Annotated in this window: 17 protein-coding genes; 8 read left to right on the top strand and 9 right to left on the bottom strand. The window is 74.8% G+C overall.

Annotated elements, in window-relative coordinates; translation table 11 throughout:
• Positions 1–310 precede the first annotated feature (310 nt).
• Positions 311–841, bottom strand: a complete 531-nt coding sequence (locus J2S46_RS23555; protein WP_191290675.1) for an ATP-binding protein — start codon at positions 839–841, stop codon at positions 311–313.
• A 589-nt stretch (positions 842–1,430) separates the two neighbouring features.
• Here J2S46_RS23555 and J2S46_RS23550 point away from each other — a divergent pair.
• Complete coding sequence (locus J2S46_RS23550; RefSeq protein ID WP_191290674.1) at positions 1,431–2,243, top strand: sigma-70 family RNA polymerase sigma factor; 813 nt, start codon at positions 1,431–1,433, stop codon at positions 2,241–2,243.
• The gene (locus J2S46_RS23545) at positions 2,240–3,511 is read left to right on the top strand and encodes a zf-HC2 domain-containing protein (RefSeq protein WP_191290673.1); all 1,272 of its coding nucleotides are present in this window, start codon (positions 2,240–2,242) and stop codon (positions 3,509–3,511) included. Before J2S46_RS23550 ends, J2S46_RS23545 begins: the two co-directional genes overlap by 4 nt.
• Positions 3,512–3,550: 39 nt before the next feature.
• On the opposite strand, the gene purU is transcribed toward J2S46_RS23545, so the two are convergent.
• Together purU and J2S46_RS23535 are read right to left on the bottom strand one after the other, a co-directional pair.
• Positions 3,551–4,417: a formyltetrahydrofolate deformylase gene (gene purU, locus J2S46_RS23540; RefSeq protein ID WP_073924083.1), complete on the bottom strand. Its 867-nt coding sequence runs from the start codon at positions 4,415–4,417 to the stop codon at positions 3,551–3,553.
• A 179-nt stretch (positions 4,418–4,596) separates the two neighbouring features.
• Positions 4,597–5,040, bottom strand: coding sequence for an SCO4402 family protein (locus J2S46_RS23535; protein ID WP_191290672.1), 444 nt, complete (start codon positions 5,038–5,040; stop codon positions 4,597–4,599).
• A 244-nt stretch (positions 5,041–5,284) separates the two neighbouring features.
• Here J2S46_RS23535 and J2S46_RS23530 point away from each other — a divergent pair, with 244 nt between their 5' ends.
• On the top strand, positions 5,285–6,637 hold the full coding sequence (locus tag J2S46_RS23530; protein WP_191290671.1) for an ABC transporter substrate-binding protein: 1,353 nt from the start codon (positions 5,285–5,287) through the stop codon (positions 6,635–6,637).
• A 141-nt stretch (positions 6,638–6,778) separates the two neighbouring features.
• Here J2S46_RS23530 and J2S46_RS23525 read toward each other — a convergent pair whose 3' ends face one another.
• Positions 6,779–7,933, bottom strand: a complete 1,155-nt coding sequence (locus J2S46_RS23525) for a hypothetical protein (protein WP_191290670.1) — start codon at positions 7,931–7,933, stop codon at positions 6,779–6,781.
• Between the two features lie 469 nt (positions 7,934–8,402).
• A complete protein-coding gene (locus tag J2S46_RS23520) occupies positions 8,403–9,779 on the bottom strand; it encodes an NsdA family TPR-like regulatory protein (RefSeq protein ID WP_191290669.1) in 1,377 nt (458 codons plus the stop codon).
• Between the two features lie 307 nt (positions 9,780–10,086).
• Here J2S46_RS23520 and J2S46_RS23515 point away from each other — a divergent pair, with 307 nt between their 5' ends.
• A complete protein-coding gene (locus J2S46_RS23515) occupies positions 10,087–10,803 on the top strand; it encodes a bifunctional DNA primase/polymerase (RefSeq protein ID WP_191290668.1) in 717 nt (238 codons plus the stop codon).
• Between the two features lie 621 nt (positions 10,804–11,424).
• Here the strand turns inward: J2S46_RS23515 and J2S46_RS23510 are convergent.
• Entirely contained in the window at positions 11,425–12,117 is a 693-nt protein-coding gene (locus J2S46_RS23510) for an iron-dependent transcriptional repressor DtxR (RefSeq protein ID WP_191290667.1), read from the bottom strand.
• A gap of 220 nt (positions 12,118–12,337) precedes the next feature.
• Here J2S46_RS23510 and J2S46_RS23505 point away from each other — a divergent pair, with 220 nt between their 5' ends.
• From J2S46_RS23505 to J2S46_RS23490, 4 genes are all read left to right on the top strand, one after another.
• Positions 12,338–13,087 carry a sugar isomerase domain-containing protein gene (locus tag J2S46_RS23505; RefSeq protein WP_191290666.1) on the top strand — a complete coding sequence of 250 codons (750 nt, stop codon included), beginning with the start codon at positions 12,338–12,340 and terminating at the stop codon, positions 13,085–13,087.
• Between the two features lie 205 nt (positions 13,088–13,292).
• Positions 13,293–14,213, top strand: a complete 921-nt coding sequence (locus J2S46_RS23500; RefSeq protein WP_191290665.1) for a DUF4231 domain-containing protein — start codon at positions 13,293–13,295, stop codon at positions 14,211–14,213.
• A gap of 80 nt (positions 14,214–14,293) precedes the next feature.
• On the top strand, positions 14,294–15,160 hold the full coding sequence (locus tag J2S46_RS23495; protein ID WP_229912819.1) for an alpha/beta fold hydrolase: 867 nt from the start codon (positions 14,294–14,296) through the stop codon (positions 15,158–15,160).
• A gap of 69 nt (positions 15,161–15,229) precedes the next feature.
• The gene (locus tag J2S46_RS23490) at positions 15,230–15,802 is read left to right on the top strand and encodes a helix-turn-helix domain-containing protein (protein ID WP_191290664.1); all 573 of its coding nucleotides are present in this window, start codon (positions 15,230–15,232) and stop codon (positions 15,800–15,802) included.
• Between the two features lie 45 nt (positions 15,803–15,847).
• Here the strand turns inward: J2S46_RS23490 and J2S46_RS23485 are convergent, their stop codons facing one another.
• The 3 genes from J2S46_RS23485 to J2S46_RS23475 all read right to left on the bottom strand — a co-directional run bounded on the left by J2S46_RS23485 (position 15,848) and on the right by J2S46_RS23475 (position 18,797).
• Entirely contained in the window at positions 15,848–16,735 is an 888-nt protein-coding gene (locus tag J2S46_RS23485; protein WP_191290663.1) for a dihydrodipicolinate synthase family protein, read from the bottom strand.
• 1 nt (position 16,736) lies between these two features.
• Positions 16,737–17,528, bottom strand: a complete 792-nt coding sequence (locus tag J2S46_RS23480; RefSeq protein ID WP_229912818.1) for an aldolase — start codon at positions 17,526–17,528, stop codon at positions 16,737–16,739.
• A 297-nt stretch (positions 17,529–17,825) separates the two neighbouring features.
• Complete coding sequence (locus tag J2S46_RS23475) at positions 17,826–18,797, bottom strand: 2-hydroxyacid dehydrogenase (RefSeq protein WP_191290661.1); 972 nt, start codon at positions 18,795–18,797, stop codon at positions 17,826–17,828.
• Between the last annotated feature and the right edge of the window lie 41 nt (positions 18,798–18,838).

Here is an 18,838-nt window from a genome sequence, read left to right as displayed (position 1 = left end):
GCCCTCCGCACTCGCCGAGGCGCTTTCGCGCAACCGGCACCGCACGGCCCGCCTGCCGAGTTCCCCCTGGACAGCAGTGCCGCGGTGATGGTCGGCGGTTCCTCGACGTCCCCTCGCAACGGAGAGCTGCACCCAAGAGTGATCAGCTGAATACTTCACGTCAATGGGTTGTCCGAAATTCGGAATGGTTGCGTTGCGTTTCGGCCGTATCCGGCGAGTACGGGTGCCGGAGCCGGAGCCACGGGCGCGCGGGCGGCGCCGCTGTCGGGGGGCGGGCAGCAGGGCGGCGAAGGGCCGGCGGGGGCCGCCGTCAGGGCGCGGCCGGCACCCGGTCCAGCGAGTCGTGCAGCGGCGCGTCCACCCCGCCCGCCGCCGGCCGGACGGCGGTGGCCGCCGCGTCGATCTCGCACCAGACCCGCTTGCCGGAGCCGTCCGGGTACCAGCCCCAACGGTCGCAGAGCAGCTCGACCAGCTCCAGCCCCCGGCCGTTGGTCGCGTCCTCGTCGTCGCCCGCGTGCCGGGGCGCGGGCGCCACCTGGCTGGCGTCGGCGACCTCCACCCGCAGCGGGCCGACCATGGCGAACAGCCGGGCGCCGCCGGCCGCGGCCGGTCCCGCGGCGGCGGTGGACTCCAGCGGCATCAGCAGCCTCAGCACGGCCGGACACCCGGTGTGCACCACCGCGTTGGTGACCAGCTCGGAGACCACCAGCACCAGCGTCTCGGCGATCGGCGCGTCCGGGTCCACTCCCTGGTTCAGCAGTCGCGAGCGCACCCACCTGCGCGCCCGGCCGACCTCGGCGGGGTCCGCCTGCACCGCCAGTTGCACTTGAAGTACCTGCACCGCTCCACCACCCGCACTCGCAGTTCGGCCGTCGTTTCGATCGGGCCGGTTCGGTCGGCCGGCCCGGGCCGCCCGCCCCCACGGCCGGGCTGCCCCGCACTCTCGTCCGTCGCACAACCCTGTCCGTCACGTACTGGCTGCGGCACGAATACGCCTCAGGATGATCCGGCGGACCGACCGCAGCAAGCGCTTCGGGCATATTCCAGCGATCGGGGGACAGGGCAGTGCATACTGTCCCGTTCACTCTGGCGAAGCTCGCGCCGACGACCGGCCGGGCGCCCGCGGACCTGCCGAACCCGGCGGCCCCGCCGTAGCGGCCGGACCTGTTGGGGACGAGGGTAGCGAAACTACCCGCCCATTCCCGGGACACCACGGCCGCCACTCTGGAACCACCCTTCCTACATATGTCCACGCGCCTTCGAACAGCGCCCCGCGCGAAGACGTCGTGCACGGAGCGAAGGTCCTGACGGACCGACAGCCCGGCGGCCCCCTTCGGAGGATTTCCGCCCGGACCGCGCGACCCAAGGGCTACCTTGGGAGCAACAGGCCGGCGGCCGCCGGCCCGGACCGTGCCGGGAGGGGCGTGCCGATGACCACCCCCGGACAGCCGCCCTCCTGGGACGAACGACTCCAACGGCGCCTGGCCCGTGGCGAGGAGACGGCGCTCGGCGAGCTCTACGACCAACTCGCCCCGCTGGTGCACGGCCTGGCGGGCCGGATACTGGCCGACCAGGCCGCCGCCGAGCAGCTCACCCGGGAGGTCTTCGCCCACCTGTGGACCCACCCGGAGGCCTTCGACCCCGGGGAGGGCTCGCTGCGCTCATGGCTGGGCGCCCTGACGCACCGCCGGGCGGTCGACCGGCTGCGCCTGAACCGGGCCACCGCCCTCGGCGTGTCCCGGCAGCCGCGCCCCGGTGCACCCGACGGCGCGTCCGCCGACGCGGCCGGGCCCCCGGTGGACGAGCGGCCGCCCTCGGACGCACCACCGGTACCCGAACAGCCGCCGGACGGCCGAGCCCTGCCGCACCCGCCGGCCGGGAGCAGGCAGACCGGGAGCGTGCAGACCGGGAGCCCACCCGCCGGCGCCCTGGACGAGGAGATCCGCGCCGTGGCCACCGCCGCCCGCGTGCAGTACGTGGTGGACTCCCTCCCCCACCCCCTGCGCGAGACGATCACCGGGACGTACTACGACGGCCGGACGTACCAGGAGACGGCCCACCGGCTGGGCATCAGCGAGCAGGTGGCCAAGCAGCGGATGCGGCTCGGCCTGCAACTGCTCGCCACCGAACTCACCGAGGTGCGGGACGAAGCCGACGCGGACGCCGACACCGCCGTGGCCCCGGCACCGGGCAGCGCCACTGCCGCGGCCGCCGCCGGGGCCGCCGCCGGGAGGCTGTCGTGAGCGCCGACCCGACCGGCGGAGCGCTCACCGAGGAGCAGCACGAGGACCTGCGGTCCCTGCTCGGCGCCTGGGCGCTGGGCGCCTGCCCCCGCCGCGAGGCCGCCGCGCTGGAGCGGCACCTGCGGCTCTGCCCCGACTGCGCCGAGGAGGGCACCCGGCTGCGGGACGCCGCCGGGTGGCTCTCCGCGGACGAGCCGCTCGACCCGTCCGGCGCGCTGCGCCAGCAGGTGCTCGACTGGTGCCTGGCCCGGCGCCCGGCCGAACTCCCCGTCCCGGCCTGGGGCGCGCCGTACGCGGCCGAGACCGCCAAGCTCGACGCGCTGCTGCGCGACCTCGGCCCCGAGGAGTGGCAGGAGATCGTCGAACTCCCCTGGCACGGCGGCACCGACCGGCTGCGGCCCGCCGAGGTGCTCAGCCACCTGGCGGCGGTGGACGGCTACCTGGCGCCGGCCCTCGGCCTGCCCGACCCCGTCCCGGCCGGGGCCGGCCCCGCCGAACCGGCCGCCGTACCCGCCCCGGCCGCCGGCGCCGCGACGCCGGCCGTCCCCCGGACACCCGCCCGGGCCGGTCGGCCCGCGCCGAGGGTCCCCGGGCAGGGCGCATCGCCGTTCAGCGGGATCGTCGACCGGACCGAACGGCTGGCCGCCGCCCATGCCGGCTGCTCCCCCGATTCCGTCCGCGCGCTGTGGCGCCGGCAGACCCACGCGCTGGTCCGCGCCGCCGCGCTCGCGCCCGGGGGCGACCTCCCGGTCGACTACGGGTTCGCCGCCCTGCCGCTGCGGGACGCCTTCGTCGACCGGGCCTTCGAGTGCTACGTGCACGGCGAGGACGTCGCCCGCGCGGTCGACTACCCGTACGCGCCCCCGGCCCCGCCGCACCTGCGGCAGATGGTCGACCTGGCCGCCCGGATGCTCCCCGAGGCGGTGGCCGCACTGCGCCGGGCCGGGCGGCCGGGCCCCGCCGGACCGACCGGCCACGGCGGCGTCCCGCCCGGCGGGCGGGGGCCGGCCAGGCTGCTCAGGCTGGTGATCGACGGTCCGGCGGCCGGCGAGTGGCTGATCCCGCTGGACGGGCCCGTCCCGGCGGGCCGGCGGGCCGGGGACGGGCGGACCACCGAGCCGGTGGCCGCGATGGTGCTGGACGGGCTGGAGTTCTGCCAGCTGGCCGCCGCCCACCGCGACCCGGACCGGCTGCCGGTCGGCGAACACGGCGACCGGGCCGCGATCCGCGAGGTGCTCCGCGCCGCGCCACTGCTGTCCCGGCCCTGAGCCGCGTCGCCGGCGAGGGCGGGCGGCCGGGCCAAGGGCTCAGGTGAAGACGACGGTGCGCGTCCCGTTGAGCAGCACCCGGTGCTCGCTGTGCCACTTGACGGCCCGCGCCAGCGCCTGGCACTCGACGTCCCGGCCGAGCGCGACCAGCTGGTCCGGCGTCACGTCGTGGGTGACCCGGGCCACCTCCTGCTCGATGATCGGGCCCTCGTCGAGGTCCGCCGTGACGTAGTGCGCGGTGGCGCCGATCAGCTTCACGCCCCGGGTGTGCGCCTGGTGGTAGGGCTTGGCGCCCTTGAAGCTCGGCAGGAAGGAGTGGTGGATGTTGATGACCCGGCCGGACAGCGCCTTGCACAGGTCGTCGGAGAGCACCTGCATGTAGCGGGCCAGGACGACCAGGTCGACGTTCTCCCGCTCCACCAGGTCCAGCAGCTGCCGCTCGGCGTCCGCCTTGGTGTCGCGGGTGACCGGGATGTGCACGAAGGGGATACCGTACGACTCGGTGAGCTCCTCGAAGTCGCCGTGGTTGGAGACCACCGCCGCGATCTCCACCGGCAGCGCGCCGATGCTGGTGCGGAACAGCAGGTCGTTCAGGCAGTGCCCGAACTTGCTGACCATCAGGACGATCCGCATCCGCTCCGCGCTGGGGTGGATCCGCCAGTCCATCCGGAACGAGGCCCCGATGGCGGCGAAGCTGGCCCGCAGCTTGTCGACCGTGACCGGCTCCTCGGCGGAGAAGTGCACCCGCATGAAGAACAGCCCGCTGTCCCCGTCGCCGAACTGCTGGCTGTCGATGATGTTGCAGCCGGTCATGAAGAGGTAGCTGGAGACCGCGTGCACGATCCCCTGCTTGTCCGGGCAGGACAGCGTGAGGACGTACTGGGCGCTGGCCGTCTGCTGTTCCACGGTGGGGGTCCTGTCCTGAAGATCGTTCGGCGTGGACGGTCAAGCGTGTCATATTCCGGACAGTGCTCGCCGCCCTGCCCGAACTGCGGGACGCCCGCCCGCGACGGCACGCGACGGCCCCGGTGCGGGACCGGGCAGGGTGCGGGACCGGACAGGGGGTGCGGGACCGGGAGCGGCGGTCAGACCTGCGTGATGATGCGCAGGACCTCCAGGGACCGCGGAGCGGCGTCCGGATCGTCGCCGTCGTTCTGCGCCAGCCGCACATGCGCCTCCCGGCAGGCCCGGACCGCCTCCGGCCAGCCGTGGTGCGCCAGGTACTCGGAGACCGGCGCGTCCGCGCCCACCTGGTGCAGGATCCGCACCACGCGCAGCACCGCGACGTCCACCACGGCGGCCTCGCCGGAGTCGCGGAAGATCGTGCCGACGTACTTCTCGGCGGACCAGCGGTCCAGCCAGGTGTCCTCCACCAACCGGTACACGGCATCGGTCACGTCGCCGAAGCCCTCGCGGCCGGCCAGCCAGGTCTCCTGCTGGAAGGCGGGGTCGGACAGCATGTGCAGCGCCGAGCGCAGTCGGGCGCGCCAGCGCCACCAGGGCAGGTCGTTGAGCGGCATGCCGCCCATCGTGCTGGAGCGGTGCCCCGGACGAGAAGGGTTTCGGGCAGACCGATACGAAGAATCTGTGCTGGCGGACATGGGGACCGATCGTACGTTCCCCCACCGTTCGCGTTCTACACGCGTCCTCGACCCGTCCCACCCGGTGTTCCGTCCCCGTTGGCCGTCCGTTCTCTTTTCTGCCCTCTGTGCTTGTGGCATGGCGGCTTGGCTGGTGCCAGTGAGCAACAGGGTTGCCCAGGGAGGGAAAGCCATGTTCAGGCAGACCGCATCGCCCGAGGACAAGCAGTCGGCGGGGGACCAGCAGCCGGCCCGGCGCCGTGACGACGCGGCGAGCCGGCCCGCAGGGCGCTCCGCAGGCCGCCGGAGCGTGGTGAGCACCGCCATGGCGGTGGCCCTGCTGCCGGCCCTGTTCGCCGCCTCGGCCTGCGGCGGCCCGGCCGACGCCTCCACGGGTGGCGCCGAACTCACGGTGATGACCTGGGCACCGTCCGGCACCGGCTCCACCGACCGGCCCGGCATGACGGCCCTGGCCGAGGCCGTCGGCCGCGACATCAACTCCAAGGGCGGCCTGGGCGGCCACAAGGTGCGGGTGCTGACCTGCAACGAGCACAACGAGGCGGCCGGCGCCGCCAAGTGCGCCCAGCAGGCCGTGGACGCGAAGGCGATCGCGGTGGTCGGCTCGTACAGCCAGTTCGGCGAGAGCTTCATGACCACCCTGGAGCGGGCCGGCATCCCGTACATCGGCGGCTACGGCCTCTCCGGTGCCGAGTTCAGCAGCCCGCTGTCCTACCCCGTGGCCGGCGGCATGCCGGCGCTGATCGCCGGCAGCGGCCGCCAGCTGGTCGACTCCGGCTGCCGCACGGTCGCGCTGGTCCGCCCGGACACCCCGGCCGGCGACAGCCTGCTCGGCTACCTCGCCAACGCGCTCAAGCCGGCCGGCGTCAAGCTGGTCGACGTCAAGGCGCCGGAGAAGTCCAGCAACTACACCGAGGTCGCCCGCAAGGCCATCGGCAAGGACGACAGCGGCAACTGCGTGACCGTGGCCCTGGGCACCGAGCCGACCGGCAACCTGCTCGACTCCTACCGCCGCCTGGGCTCCAGGAACACCCGGCTCGCCTCGGTGATCGGCAGTGTCCAGCAGTCGGTGGTGGACTCCACCGGCGGCGACAGCGGCCCGCTGTCCGGCGCGTACGTCGCCGGCTGGTACCCGCCGGAGTCCTCCGGGGTCTGGGACGCGCTGCGCTCGGTGGTCCGGGGCAGCACCGCCGACGGCAGGACGATCGACGTCGCCGACTCCGGCGTGCAGACCACCTGGGTCGCGTACGAGGTGCTGCGCCAGGTCGGCGAACGGCTCACCGCCGCCGGCCGCCCGGTCACCGCCAAGGCGCTGACCGCGGTGCTGGACAGCGGCGACCCGATCGACACCGCCGGCCTGACCCCGCCGCTGGCCTGGGGCGCCACCAACATGCTGGCCAGCGCGGAGTCGCCGCGGCTGGTGAACACCTGGGTCACCTACCAGCAGGCGAGCTCGGGGCGGCTCACCCTCCAGCAGCCCGGCTTCGTGGACGTCCGCTGGGTGCTGACCGGCGGCAGGAAGCCGTAACGGACGACCGCGGGTGCGGTGAACAGGGCGGGCCGGGCCGGTGGGGCCCGGCCCGCCCTGCTGCTCCGGCTGGGCCCCGCCCTCGCACCACGGGTGCGGAGGAGCGGCCGGCGCCGGGGCGCCCTTGGAGGCCCCGGGGGCCTAGAGGTCCCCGTCGCTCTTGGTGGCCAGACCGGCCTGGCCGGCGATGGCGTTCCACAGCGCGGAGGCCTGCTTCTTGGCCGTGGTGGCGGTGCCGCTGGCCGCCACCGCCGCCTTGTAGTGCGGGTTGTCCTTCTTCGTCGGGTCGCAGCCCGCCTGGGAGTCCCCGGCCCAGGCCGCGTACTCGGTGTCGGCGGTGGCCGACGCCTCCCAGGCCTGGTTGAGCTGCTCGACCAGCTGGGGGCCGGTGGGCAGCTGGTCCGTCTTCAGCGCGGCCAGCTTGGTCTTGAGGTCCCTGCGCTGGCCGGCCGCCGCGGTCAGCGCCTGCTGGGACTCCGGCAGCTTGTCGCACTTCTGCACCGAGGCGACCGCGCCGATCACCGCCTGGCGGCTGTCGTTGGCCGTGCCCAGCAGGTCGGAGAGCCCCTTGGCCTGCTCCTTGGCCACCGGGCTCATCGCGCCGGCGGTGGCCCCGGCGGTGCCGCTGCCGGTGGCGCTGCTGCCGGCCGCCGCGGGCGCGCCCGGCTTCGTCCGGCCGTTGTCGGTGGAGTCGCCGCCGCTCATCAGGACGGCGACCAGGATCCCGGCGGCGGCGCAGCCTGCCACCACCCCGCCGATGATCAGCTTCGAGGACGGCCGCCGGCCGCCGGCCCCGGCCGAGGAGCGGGTGGCCGTGAAGGTCGTCTCGCCCTGGGCGGCGTAGCCGGGCCCGGCCGGCGCGGCCGCCGGGTAGCCGGCCTGCTGGTAGCCGTGGTCCGCCGGGGCGTAGCCCTGGTCCGCGGCGCCGTAGCCGGCCTGCGGCGCCGGCGGGTAGCCCTGCGGGGCGCCCTGGGCGGGGTGGCCGCCGCCCTGCGGGTCGGCGGTGGGGTACGGCGGCAGGTACTGGGTCTCCGGCGCCGGGGCGGCGGCCTGCGGCGGCGCGTACTGCTGCTGGCCGCCCCAGCTGCCGCCGGGGGCCGGCGCGGGCTGGCCCGGGCCGCCGCCGAGGTACTCGGGCTGGCCGGGCTGGGACGGCAGGCCGGGCCGGCCCTGCTGCTGGCCGGGCTGCTGGCCCTGCTGCTGGTCCGGCTGGCCCTGCTGCTGGCCGGGCTCCGGCCGGAAGAGGTCGTCCAGGTTGAAGTCACCGGAGTTGGGATACGAGCGGCGCTGGTTCAACGCGATTCCTCACCTGTGCGTGACACCGGGCCCGCCGGGACAGCCGACAGCGATCGAGCGGCCGGCGGCCACCCGTGTCCTGTCTCCCGTACGCGCACCCGGGCCTTCCTCGCTTGTTCCGCGCCCTCGTTGACGGCGGACCACATCTGGGCGGTTCTCTTGGGCGTCGATTGCCTTCGAACGTCGCGCCCACGGTACCGGTTCACCGTCACGGGTGACCATGCGGTGTGCCGCTTGCCCGGTTCCGGCCGTCCCACGGCGGCCCCGAACAGCGCGAACGGCCTCCCCCTGCCCGCTGCCGGGCAGAAGAAGGCCGGTTCTCGCACCTCGCCCGGGCCGGGTCGGCGGTGGCCCCGAGGGCAGTCGTGGGACGGACGGGAACGGCAGGGATCGGACGGACGGCGGGCAGGCGGGCAGGACGGGACGGCACCCGGGGCCGGCGGCCGCGCCGCGGCCCCGGGCGGCGCCGTCAGGCCGCCTCCGCCTCCGCCCTGGCCTGGAACTCGCGGACCACCCGCTGCTCCCGGTACGGCTCCAGCCGGCGCCGGAACTCGTCCAGGTACTCCACGCCCCGGTTGGAGCGCAGCCCGCTGAGCAGCCGGACGGCCTGGGTGCCGGTCTCACAGGCCCGTTCGACCTCGCGCTGCTGCAACTGGGCCGTGGCCAGCAGGACGAGGTCGACCGCGCGGCGGCGCACCCGGGTCGGCGGGTGCAGGTCGAGCGCCCTCCGGGCGTACTTCTCGGCCTGGCCGGCCTGCTCCAGGTCCCGGTGACAGTGCGCCAGTTCGTCGGCGAGGTAGGCGTCGTCGAAGTGGACGATCCAGTCCGGGTCGTCCTCGGGGTTGCGCCGCTCCATCGCCGCCAGGGCCTTGGCCGCCACCGCCTCGCAGGCGCGGGCGTCCCCCAGCAGGGCGTGCCCGCGGGCCTCGGCCGCGTAGAACATCGCCATCGCGGTCGGGGTGGCGACCGAGCGGGCCCCCTCCTGGGCCGCGCGGGCGAGTTGGGCGATCTCCCGGGGGTTGCCGAGGGTCGCCGCGAGGTGGCTCATCGAGGCGGCCAGCACGTAACCGCCGTAGCCGCGGTCGTCGGCGGCCTGGGCCAGCCGCAGCGCCTGGATGTAGTAGCGCTGGGCGAGACCGGGCTGCCCGGTGTCGACCGCCATGTAGCCGGCCAGTTCGGTCAGCCGGGCCACCGCCGCGAACAGCTGCCGGCCGGTCTCGTCCCGGTAGCCGCCGCTGAGCAGGCCGGAGACCACGCTGTTGAGGTAGTGCACGACGACCGGGCGCACGTGCCCGCTGCCGAACCGGTGGTCCAGGTCCACCAGCATCTGCGTGGTGGCCTTGATCGCCGCGACGTCGGAGGGGCCGACCCGGACGGCGCCGCTGCGGGCGACCACCGGGTCGGGCGGGGTGATCAGCCAGTCCCGGCTGGGCTCGACCAGGGCCGAGGCGGCCACGGCGGCGCCGGTCAGGAAGTCCCGCCGGCCGACGTCGCTGCGCCACAGCTCGCAGACCTGTTCCAGGGCGCCGCTGAGGGTGGCCGAGAACTGCAGCCCGATGCCGGAGCTGAGGTTCTTGCCGTCGGCCATCCCGATCTCCTCGACGGAGACCCCGCGGCCGAGTTTGCGGCCGATCGCCTCGGCGATCACGGCCGGTGCCTGGCCGCGCGGTTGCTGGCCACGCAGCCAGCGGGCGACCGAGGTCTTGTCGTACCGCAGGTCGAGGCCGTGCTCGGCGCCGCACAGGTTCACCCGGCGGGCGAGGCCCGCGTTCGAGCAGCTCGCCTCCTGGATGAGTTGCTGCAGGCGCTCGTTGGGCTGTCGTGCGACAAGTGGTCTCGCGGCCATGGGCTTCGCCTCCCCAACGCCCTCCGGTCCCGGCCGGCGGACGACGATTCTGCTGATCTGTTGCCGACTGTCCGACCGTCCAAGGAATCTGACACCAGGTTAGCGATCAGCGACCCCAGCGGGATACCCACGGTGACGGTCCTCACCCCCCGCGCGCCCGGGAGAATGCCCCCGTGCGCCCCCACTGCGCCCGGCCCGCCCCAGCTCCGGCGGGGAGCACTCACCGGTTCGGGTGACATTGCGGCCCTCATGCACACCACCCGTCGCCGGGCCGTAACCAGCCTCACGGACGGTAGTTGAGCAGCGCGTGGAAGACACCCCAGGAGCCCCCGGGCGGAGCAGCGCCGGCGAGCTGCCCGCACTGCTCATCGAAGCCGTCAGCTACGCCGAGGAACGTCACTGGGAGGTGGCCCCCGGCGCCTGGCTGATCGACGGCGACGGGCCGGCCCGCTGCTCGTGCGGCGACCGCGGCTGCGCGGCCCCGGGCGCGCACCCGGTCGGCGACGACTGGCGCGGCAAGGCCAGCGCGGGCCCGGGTGTGGTGCGCCGCTGGTGGACGGAGACCCCGCAGGCCTCCATCCTGCTGCCGACCGGGCGCTCCTTCGACGCGCTGGACGTGCCCGAGGTGGCCGGCTGCCTGGCACTGGCCCGGATGGAGCGGATGGGCCTGCAGCTCGGCCCGGTGGTGGCGGTGCCGGCCGCGTCCGGCCAGGTCGGCCGGCGGCTGCTCTTCCTGGTGCTGCCCGGGGTGCTGGCCAAACTGCCCGAGATGCTCCGCAGACTGGGCTGGGCGCCCGGCCGGCTGGACCTGGTGGCGCGCGGCGAGGGCGACTGGATCGTGGCCCCGCCGTCCCGGGTCGGGCCGTACAGCTTCGCGCAGTGGGCCCGGCCGCCGTCCTCCACCAACCGCTGGCTGCTGCCGGACGCCGCCGAGCTGATCAACCCGCTGGCCTACGCCTGCGGCCGTGAGGCCCCCGCGGTGGCGGCCCGGCAGGGCCGGACGGCGGTGCACCAGCACTCCTGAGTCACCCGTCCGGGTGCCGGCCGGCGCCACCTTGAACGGCCGCCCTACGCCTATCGGGTGAGGGCGTGCGACGCGCGACACCCCGCGCGCGACCGACGGGCCTTGTCCCCCACCGGGGACGGGGCCCGTCGGACGCATGTCCGGATAAAGGACCGGTGTACCCGCTGGTCAACGGCGAAAGCCCCTCGTACGAGTGACAACGCTCAAGGATTGCCAAGATCTGCCGAGGGGACAATTTCCTCCGAGAGGGGACGCCGTCGGACGGAAGGGAGCAGCGGGGCCGGGGACAGGGCCGAGGGGCGGAGGACCGCACGGGGAAGCGGTGAGCGGGGAACTGCCGGGAGGGGCGCTCGGACGGGGAAGCCGGGCGCGGCGAACAGGGGGCGGGGAGGGAACCGGGGCGGGACCAGGAGGGGACGGGGAGGGAACCGGGGGGCGTGACACCGGCCGGGCTCGGGGTGGCCAGGTGGCACGGAGCGGGGGACGGGAGGGACAGGGCGGGGACCAGGGGGTGGGGAGGGAACGGGGTGGGGAACGCGAGGGCCCGGTACGTGGGGACGTACCGGGCCCTCGCGGTGCTTCCTCGCGGCCTTCGCCGGAGCGGGCCGACCCGGGGGGGGGTCAGGCCAGCGCCACGAACACGTGCGCGGCGATCTCCTTGCCCAGCTCGGCCGCGTCCTCGCCGGTGCCCACCCGGACCCCGCCGGGGCCGGTGGCCACCTGCACGGTCGCGCCCGGGCGGATGCCCGCGCGGCGCAGCGTGCGCATCAGGTCGCCGTCGGTCTGGATCGGCTCGCCGATCCGGCGGACGACCACGCTGGCCCCGCCGTCGCCGGGCCGCAGCGCGTCCAGGGTGACCAGGGCGGCGTCGAAGCCCTCCCCCTCCGCCTTGGTGTCGCCCAGCTCGTCCAGCCCGGGGATGGGGTTGCCGTACGGGGACTGCGTGGGGTGACCGAGCATGGCGAGCACCTTGCGCTCGACCGTCTCGCTCATCACGTGCTCCCAGCGACAGGCCTCCTCGTGCACCTGCTCCCACTCCAGGCCGATGACGTCGACCAGCAGGCACTCGGCGATGCGGTGCTTGCGCATCACCCGCACGGCGAGCCGGCGGCCCTCCTCGGTGAGTTCGAGGTGCCGGTCGCCGGCGACCTGCAGCAGGCCGTCACGCTCCATCCGGCCGACGGTCTGGCTGACGGTGGGGCCGCTCTGCTCCAGGCGCTCCGCGATCCGGGCGCGCATCGGGGTGATGCCTTCTTCCTCCAGCTCCAGAATGGTGCGAAGGTACATCTCGGTCGTGTCGATCAGCCCAGACATCGCCGCTGGCTCCGTTCCTCGGTGTCCTCACCGTCAATTCTGACCTACCGCAATGACAACCGGATCCAGACGGTGGTGTTCCCGGGCGCATTTCGTCCCTGTTGACAGTCGCAGGCTCCAGGCACCACGGTGCTCGCCGTAGCTTTCTCCACTGGCGGTCTGGACCACCCGGCCGCCCCAGCGGCCGGGCGCCCCGACCCGGCAGAGAGCGCAGGCCCCGATGAGTGACCTGGTCGGACAGTACTTCGACGCCGCGATCGGCCACCTGCAGCGGGTCCGGGCCGAGGAGGCGGGCAACATCGAGCGCGCCGCGGAACTCCTCGCGGACGCCCTCGCCGGCGGGCAGCGGGTCTTCACCTACGGCGCCGGACATTCTTCGCTGGCTGCCCAGGATGTGGTCTACCGGGCCGGCGGACTCGTCCCGGTGAACCTGCTGGACGTCCCCGGGATGGCGGGCGTCACGGTGCGCCCGGCCCCGCTCGCCAGCGCCCTGGAGCGGGTCTCCGGCCTCGCCACCACCACCCTGGACCACACCCCGGCCCGGGCCGGGGACCTGTTGTTCGTCATCTCGCTCTCCGGCCGCCAGGTGATGCCGGTCGAGCTGGCCGCGCACGCCCGTTCCCGGGGCATCCGGGTGATCGGCCTGACCTCGCTGGCCTACCCGGCCGAGGTCAGCTCCCAGCACCCCTCCGGCACCTACCTCAAGGACCACTGCGACGTGGTGCTGGACAACAAGATCGCGGTCGGCGACGGCGAGCTCACCCACCCCGGCGCGGCGACCACCTTCGGGCCGGTCTCCACCATCGTCACCAGCGCGCTGATGCAGGCCGTGGTCGCGTCGGCGGTCGGCCGGCTCGCCGACCGGGGCATCGAGCCGCCGCTGTTCCGCTCCGGCAACGTCGACGGCGGAACGGAGTGGAACGCCAAGGTGATGGCCGACAACGCGGAGCGGATCTTCTACACCTTCTGAGGACGCCCCGGGCCGGCTCCGGGGGCCGGGCGGGTCGGCTCCGGAAGGTCGGCTGCGGAGTCGGGGCGGGGCCCGCCGGGCGCCCCGGGGCCGGTCTGAGACAACCTGCGGGGCTTCTTGGCCATACCGGCCCGGAGGCAGGCGTACCGGCCGCCGGGCCGGGGCAGGACAGCCCTGCGACCTGAGCGACGGGTGGGGGCCGAGCATGGCGACGGGGGCGGGTTCGATGGGGCGGGTCCGTGAGGACGAGCTGCTGCCCGAGCTGTTCTGGGCCGCCGACTCCGCCTCCCAGCAGGGGCAGCGGCGCTCGGTGGCGCTGTCCCGCTGGGAGCTGGTCCTGCTCGTCGCGGCCGCCGCGACCGGCTCCGCCGACGGCCCGCTGTGGGCCTGGTTCGCGGCGGTCGCCTACCTGGGCGCGATCTGCTTCGCGGTGATCACCGGCCGGCAGAACCCGCAGGGGCTCTGGTACGAGGGCCGGGCCGCCGCGGAATCGGTCAAGACGCTCGCCTGGAAGTTCGCCGTCCGGGCCGACGCCTACCAGCCGCCGCCCACCACCCTGCCGGACGCCGAGGGCCTCTACCGCTTCCAGCTGGCCCGCGTGCTGCACGCCTTCCGGGACAGCCGCGCGGTGCGCGGCGGGGCCACCGCCGAGGTCACCGAGGCGATGCGGGGCCTGCGCGAGCAGCCGCTGAGCGTACGCCGCGAGGTGTACCTGCAGGAGCGGGTGAAGGTCCAGCACGACTGGTACGCCACCAAGGCCCGCCGCTGCGCCCGGGCCGGCTTCTGGACGGGCGTGCTGGGCATCGTGCTGCCGGCGCTCGGCCTGGTCCTCGCCGTGCTGCGGGCGCTGGGCGGCTTCGGCTACGACGCGCTGGGCACCGTCTCGGCGGTGGCGGCCTCGGTCGCCGCCTGGGCCCAGCTGCGGCAGTACCGGCCGCTGGCGGCCGCGTACGCGCTGGCCGCCGACGAACTGGAACTGATCCGGCGCCAGCTCACCCAGCTGGACGTGCGTTCGCCGGACGCCGAGGAACTCTGGGCCCGGCTGGCCAGGGACGCCGAGGACGCGGTCTCCCGCGAGCACACCACCTGGCAGGCCCGCCGGGAGGTGCGCGGACACGAGCACTGAGCCCGGCCGCGCACCGCCCGGCCGGCCCGGGCCCGCATCCGGCGGGCGAACCCCATGACCCCGACAACGGGAGGATCCGCGTGGCCTCACGCGTGGTGAAGGCGGCGGACGGCCGCGCGCTGGCGGTCGAGAGCTACGGCGACCCGCGAGGGCGCCCGGTGTTCCTGCTGCACGGCACCCCCGGCAGCCGGTTCGGCCCGGCGCCGCGCAGCACCGTGCTGTACCGCCTGGGCGTGCGGCTGATCGCCTTCGACCGGCCCGGCTACGGCGACTCCGACCGGCTGCCCGGCCGGGCGGTCGCCGCGGCGGCCGTGGACGTGCGGACGATCGCGGACGAGTTCGGGCTGGCCGAGTTCGCCGTGCTCGGCCGCTCCGGCGGCGGGCCGCACGCGCTGGCCTGCGCCGCGCTGCTGCCCGGCCGGGTGCGCCGGGCGGCCGCGCTGGTCAGCCTGGCGCCCCGGGACGCCGCCGGCCTGGACTGGTACGCGGGCATGACGGCGTCCAACGTGCACGCGTACCGGGAGGCCGAGCGCGGGCACCACCGGATCGCCGACAGCATGGAGTTCCGCTCCCGCCAGATCAAGGACGACCCGATCCGGCTGCTCAAGGGCCTGGCGCCGGAACTGCCCGCCACCGACCGGATCGTGGTCGCCGACGCGGGGATCCGCCGGATGCTGCAGAGCAACTTCCGCGAGGCGTTCCGGCACAACGCGGACGGCTGGATCGACGACGTGCTGGCGTTCACCGCCGACTGGGGGTTCAAGGTCGGCGACATCGCCGTGCCGACCTGGCTCTGGCACGGCGCGGACGACCAGTTCTCGCCGGTCGAGCACTCCCGCTGGCTGGCCGACCGGATCCCCGACGCCACCCTGATCCTGGAGCCGGGCGCCGCCCACTTCGGCGCGCTGCGGGTGATGACGGCCGCGATGAAGTGGGCGTCCGGCTGAGCGGACCTCCCGGGGCGCCCGCCGGGTGGAATACTCGGTCACCGGAACGTTCCAGGTGAGGGGTGCCGCATGACCAGCCGTCTGAGGGTGCTGAGGAAGCAGAACCGCCTCAGCCTGGACGCTCTCGCCGAGCAGGTCGGGGTGACCAAGAGCTACCTCTCCAAGGTCGAGCGCGGCCTGAGCGTGCCCTCGATCTCGACCGCGCTGAAGCTGGCCCGGGCCCTGCGGGTCGACGTCGGGCGGCTGTTCTCCGAGGAGGTCGAACCCGAGCTGATCACCGTGGTGCGGGCCGGCGAGCGGACCCCGATCGGCACCGACGCCCCCGACGGGCCGCACTACGAGGGGATCGCGACCGGGCTGAGCGGCAAGCGGATGGTGCCGTTCGTGATGTACCCGCCCGAGGACCTGGCCGGTTCGCCGTACAAGTCGCACGCGGGCGAGGAGTTCTTCTTCGTCCACGCGGGCGAGGTCGAACTGGAGTTCCCGGAGCGGACGATCACCCTCGGCACCGGTGACAGCGTCTACTTCAACGCCGGGCTGCCGCACCGCTCGCGGCGGCTGGGGCCGGCTCCCGCCACCGTGCTGATCGTGATCCACGACGATCCCGCGCAACCCGCCGACCGGGTCCCGGCGCTGCCCTGAGCCGGGCCCGGCCGGCGGGGTGTCCGGGCCCGGACGTCCCGCGGGTCAGCGCGCGGCCGCCAGCAGCTCCGCCAGCTCCCCCGTCCGGCCGGCGTCCAGCGGGAGCAGCGGGTGCCGGGGATCTCCGGCGGGGAACCCGTCGAGCGCCAGCCCCGCCTTGACGGTGGTCGGCAGGCCGCCCTTGAGGATGAACTGCAGGACGGGCAGCTGGCGGTAGAACGCCGCCCGGGCCGCCGGCAGGTCGCCGGCCCGCACCGCGCGGTAGAGCTCCAGGGTCAGTTCCGGGATGAGGCAGGGCGCCGCCGTGCACCAGCCGGCCGCGCCCGCCGCGAACGCCTCCAGCGCGAGCGGGTTGCTGCCGTTGTAGAACGGCAGCCGTCCCTCCGACAGTTGGGCGAGCCGGTGCATCCGCTGCACGTCGCCGCTGCTCTCCTTGACCATGGTGATGTTGTCGACCCGCTCGGCCAGGGACACCATCAGCTCGGGCGAGAGGTCGATCCCGCTGGTGGCCGGGTTGTTGTAGATCATCACGGGAATGCCGACCGCGTCCGCGACCGCCGTGAAGTGCCGGTCGACCTCGCGCTCGTCCAGCTTCCAGTAGGACAGCGGCAGCACCATCACCACATCGGCCCCGGCCCGCTCGGCGAACCGCGCCCGGCGGACGGCGCTGCGGGTGGTGAGGTCGGCGATGCCGACCACCGCCGGCACCCGGCCGGCCACCGCGCCCACCGACGCCTCGGCGGCCTCGTACCACTCCTCGTCGTCCAGGTAGGCGCTCTCGCCGGTGGAGCCGAGCGGCGCGACGGCGTGGCAGCCCGCCCGGACCAGGCGGTCGACCAGGGCGGCGAGCCGGCCGGTGTCCACCCGGCCGTCGGCCGCGGAGAACGGCGTCACCGGGTAGGCGATGATTCCTTCGAGCACGGTCCCGGTCATCTCAGGCACCTCCGGTGAAGCAGTCCTGGTGGGTGGTCAGCGCCCGGCGGGCGTAGTAGGCGAACGAGGCCTGGTCGCGCTTCGGGGTCGAGATCCAGTCGTGCGCCTCGCGGGCGAGCGCGTCGGGGAGTTCCTTGACGGTGCCGGCCGACATCGCCAGCAGCTGGAGCCTGGCGGCGCGCTCGATCAGCACCGCCAGGGAGCAGGCCTCCTCGACCGACCCCGCGGCCACCAGCTGGCCGTGATGGGCCATCAGCAGGGCCCGCTTGTCGCCGAGTGCCGCGGCGATCAGCTCGCCCTCCTCGTTGCCGACCGGGATGCCCGGCCAGAGCGGCAGGAAGGCGCAGTCGTCGTAGAGCGGGCAGAGGTCCATCTGGGACACCACCAGCGGCACCTCCAGCATGGACAGCGCCGCGATGTGCAGCGGGTGGGTGTGGATGATGCAGTCCACGTCCGGCCGGGCCCGGTAGACCCAGCTGTGGAACCGGTTCGCCGGGTTGGCCATCCCGGTGCCTTCGAGGACGTGGAGGTCCTCGTCGACCAGGAGCAGATTGTCCTCGGTGATCTCGTCGAAGCCCAGCCCGAGGCGCTGGGTCCAGTAGGTCCCGGGCCGTTCGGCCCGGGCGGTGATCTGGCCGGCCAGACCGGAGTCGTGGCCGGCGTCGAACAGGATCCGGCAGGTGAGCGCCACCTTCTGCCGGGTCGTCCAGTCGCTGTCGGGGATCTCGGAGTCCATACGGCGGTGGGCGAGGTCCACCAGCTCCTCCTTCGTCGCGCCGAACGTCTCTGCCACGGGCTGGCCTCCTTGGAACCGGGCGTCACGGGGGGACGGCCTGTCGGGAGGCGGTCGCCATCCCTCAGGACACGATGTTGACATTAGGACACCTTGTGTCCTTTGTCGATCCGGAATCCGCCCGCGGGCACGCCAGGGGGCCGGTCCGGCAGGATCGCCGGACCGGACGGACATGCGGGGGGGAAAGGGAGGAACGGGGAGGGGGCGGGGGTGCGGGCGGGCGGCCCCGGGCTCACGGGCGTGGGCACCCCGGCGCAGGCCTGGCGGCGGGCCCGTGGGCGGGACCGCCCGCGGGGGTCAGCCCGCCGCGACCGGCGTCAGCGGCGCGCCGCCGGCCAGCACCGCGAGGACGTTGTCCACGGCCAGCCCGCCCATCGCCTGCCGGGTGCCGACCGTCGCGCTGCCGAGGTGCGGCGCCAGGACGGCCCGCTCCTGCGCCAGCAACTCGGCCGGCACCGCGGGCTCGTGCTCGAAGTTGTCGACCGCCGCGGCCGACAGCGCGCCGGACTCCAGGGCGGCCGCCAGCGCCCGCTCGTCGACCACACCGGCGGTCATGCTGACCACCACGGCGCCGGCCGGCAGCAGGGCCAGCCGCCGGGCGTCCAGCAGGTGCCGGGTGCCGGCCGAGAGCGGGCAGGTGACCACCAGCACGGCCGACCCGGCGAGCAGCTCGTCCAGCGGCAGCCAGCGGGAGCCGCCCTCCAGGGCGGCCGGGAGCCGGGTGCGGTTGTGGTAGCTGACGGGCATGTCGAAGCCGGCGGCCCGGCGGGCCACCGCCTGCCCGATCCGGCCCATCCCGAGGATGCCCAGCGGGGCGCCGGCCAGCTCCATGCCGAGCAGGAAGGTCGGCGCCCAGGCCCACGACTGCCCGGAGCGCAGCAGCCGCTCGCCCTCGCCGAGCCGCCGGGTGGCGGCCAGCAGCAGCGCCCAGGCCATGTCGGCGGTGGCCGCGGTCAGCACCCCGGGGGTGTTGCTGACCGGCACCCCGCGCGCGGCGCAGGCGGCCAGGTCGATGTTGTGGGTGCCGACCGCGTGGTTGGCGACGATCCGCAGGGACGGACCGGCGGCGTCCAGGAACTCGTCGTCCACCACGTCGTCCAGGGTGGTGATCACGGCCGCCCGGCCGTGCACGGCCTTCAGCAGCGCGGCCCGCTCCATCGGCCGGACGTCGTCGTGCAGGGTGACGGCGCAGGACGGCGCGAGGCGCTCGGTCACCCCCGGGGCGAGCCGGCGGGTGACCAGGACGGGAGGCAGGTGCTTGTCGCTCATCAGGCCCGCAGCGTACCCCGCTGCGGGCCTGACGGGCGGGG

Origin of the sequence: Kitasatospora herbaricolor, assembly GCF_030813695.1 — a bacterium.
Lineage (GTDB): Bacteria > Actinomycetota > Actinomycetes > Streptomycetales > Streptomycetaceae > Kitasatospora > Kitasatospora herbaricolor.
Note: the sequence above shows the minus strand (reverse complement) of the source record. Positions and strands in the feature narration are given on the sequence as shown.

Bases quoted from the DNA above. Each gene is read 5' to 3' on its own strand.
- J2S46_RS23550 (WP_191290674.1), top strand. From the start codon at position 1,431: ATGACCACCCCCGGACAGCCGCCCTCCTGGGACGAACGACTCCAACGG.
- J2S46_RS23500 (WP_191290665.1), top strand. From the start codon at position 13,293: ATGGCGACGGGGGCGGGTTCGATGGGGCGGGTCCGTGAGGACGAGCTG.
- J2S46_RS23485 (WP_191290663.1), bottom strand. From the start codon at position 16,735: ATGACCGGGACCGTGCTCGAAGGAATCATCGCCTACCCGGTGACGCCG.
- J2S46_RS23530 (WP_191290671.1), top strand. From the start codon at position 5,285: ATGTTCAGGCAGACCGCATCGCCCGAGGACAAGCAGTCGGCGGGGGAC.
- J2S46_RS23505 (WP_191290666.1), top strand. From the start codon at position 12,338: ATGAGTGACCTGGTCGGACAGTACTTCGACGCCGCGATCGGCCACCTG.
- J2S46_RS23535 (WP_191290672.1), bottom strand. From the start codon at position 5,040: ATGGGCGGCATGCCGCTCAACGACCTGCCCTGGTGGCGCTGGCGCGCC.
- J2S46_RS23490 (WP_191290664.1), top strand. From the start codon at position 15,230: ATGACCAGCCGTCTGAGGGTGCTGAGGAAGCAGAACCGCCTCAGCCTG.
- J2S46_RS23475 (WP_191290661.1), bottom strand. From the start codon at position 18,797: ATGAGCGACAAGCACCTGCCTCCCGTCCTGGTCACCCGCCGGCTCGCC.
- J2S46_RS23520 (WP_191290669.1), bottom strand. From the start codon at position 9,779: ATGGCCGCGAGACCACTTGTCGCACGACAGCCCAACGAGCGCCTGCAG.
- J2S46_RS23510 (WP_191290667.1), bottom strand. From the start codon at position 12,117: ATGTCTGGGCTGATCGACACGACCGAGATGTACCTTCGCACCATTCTG.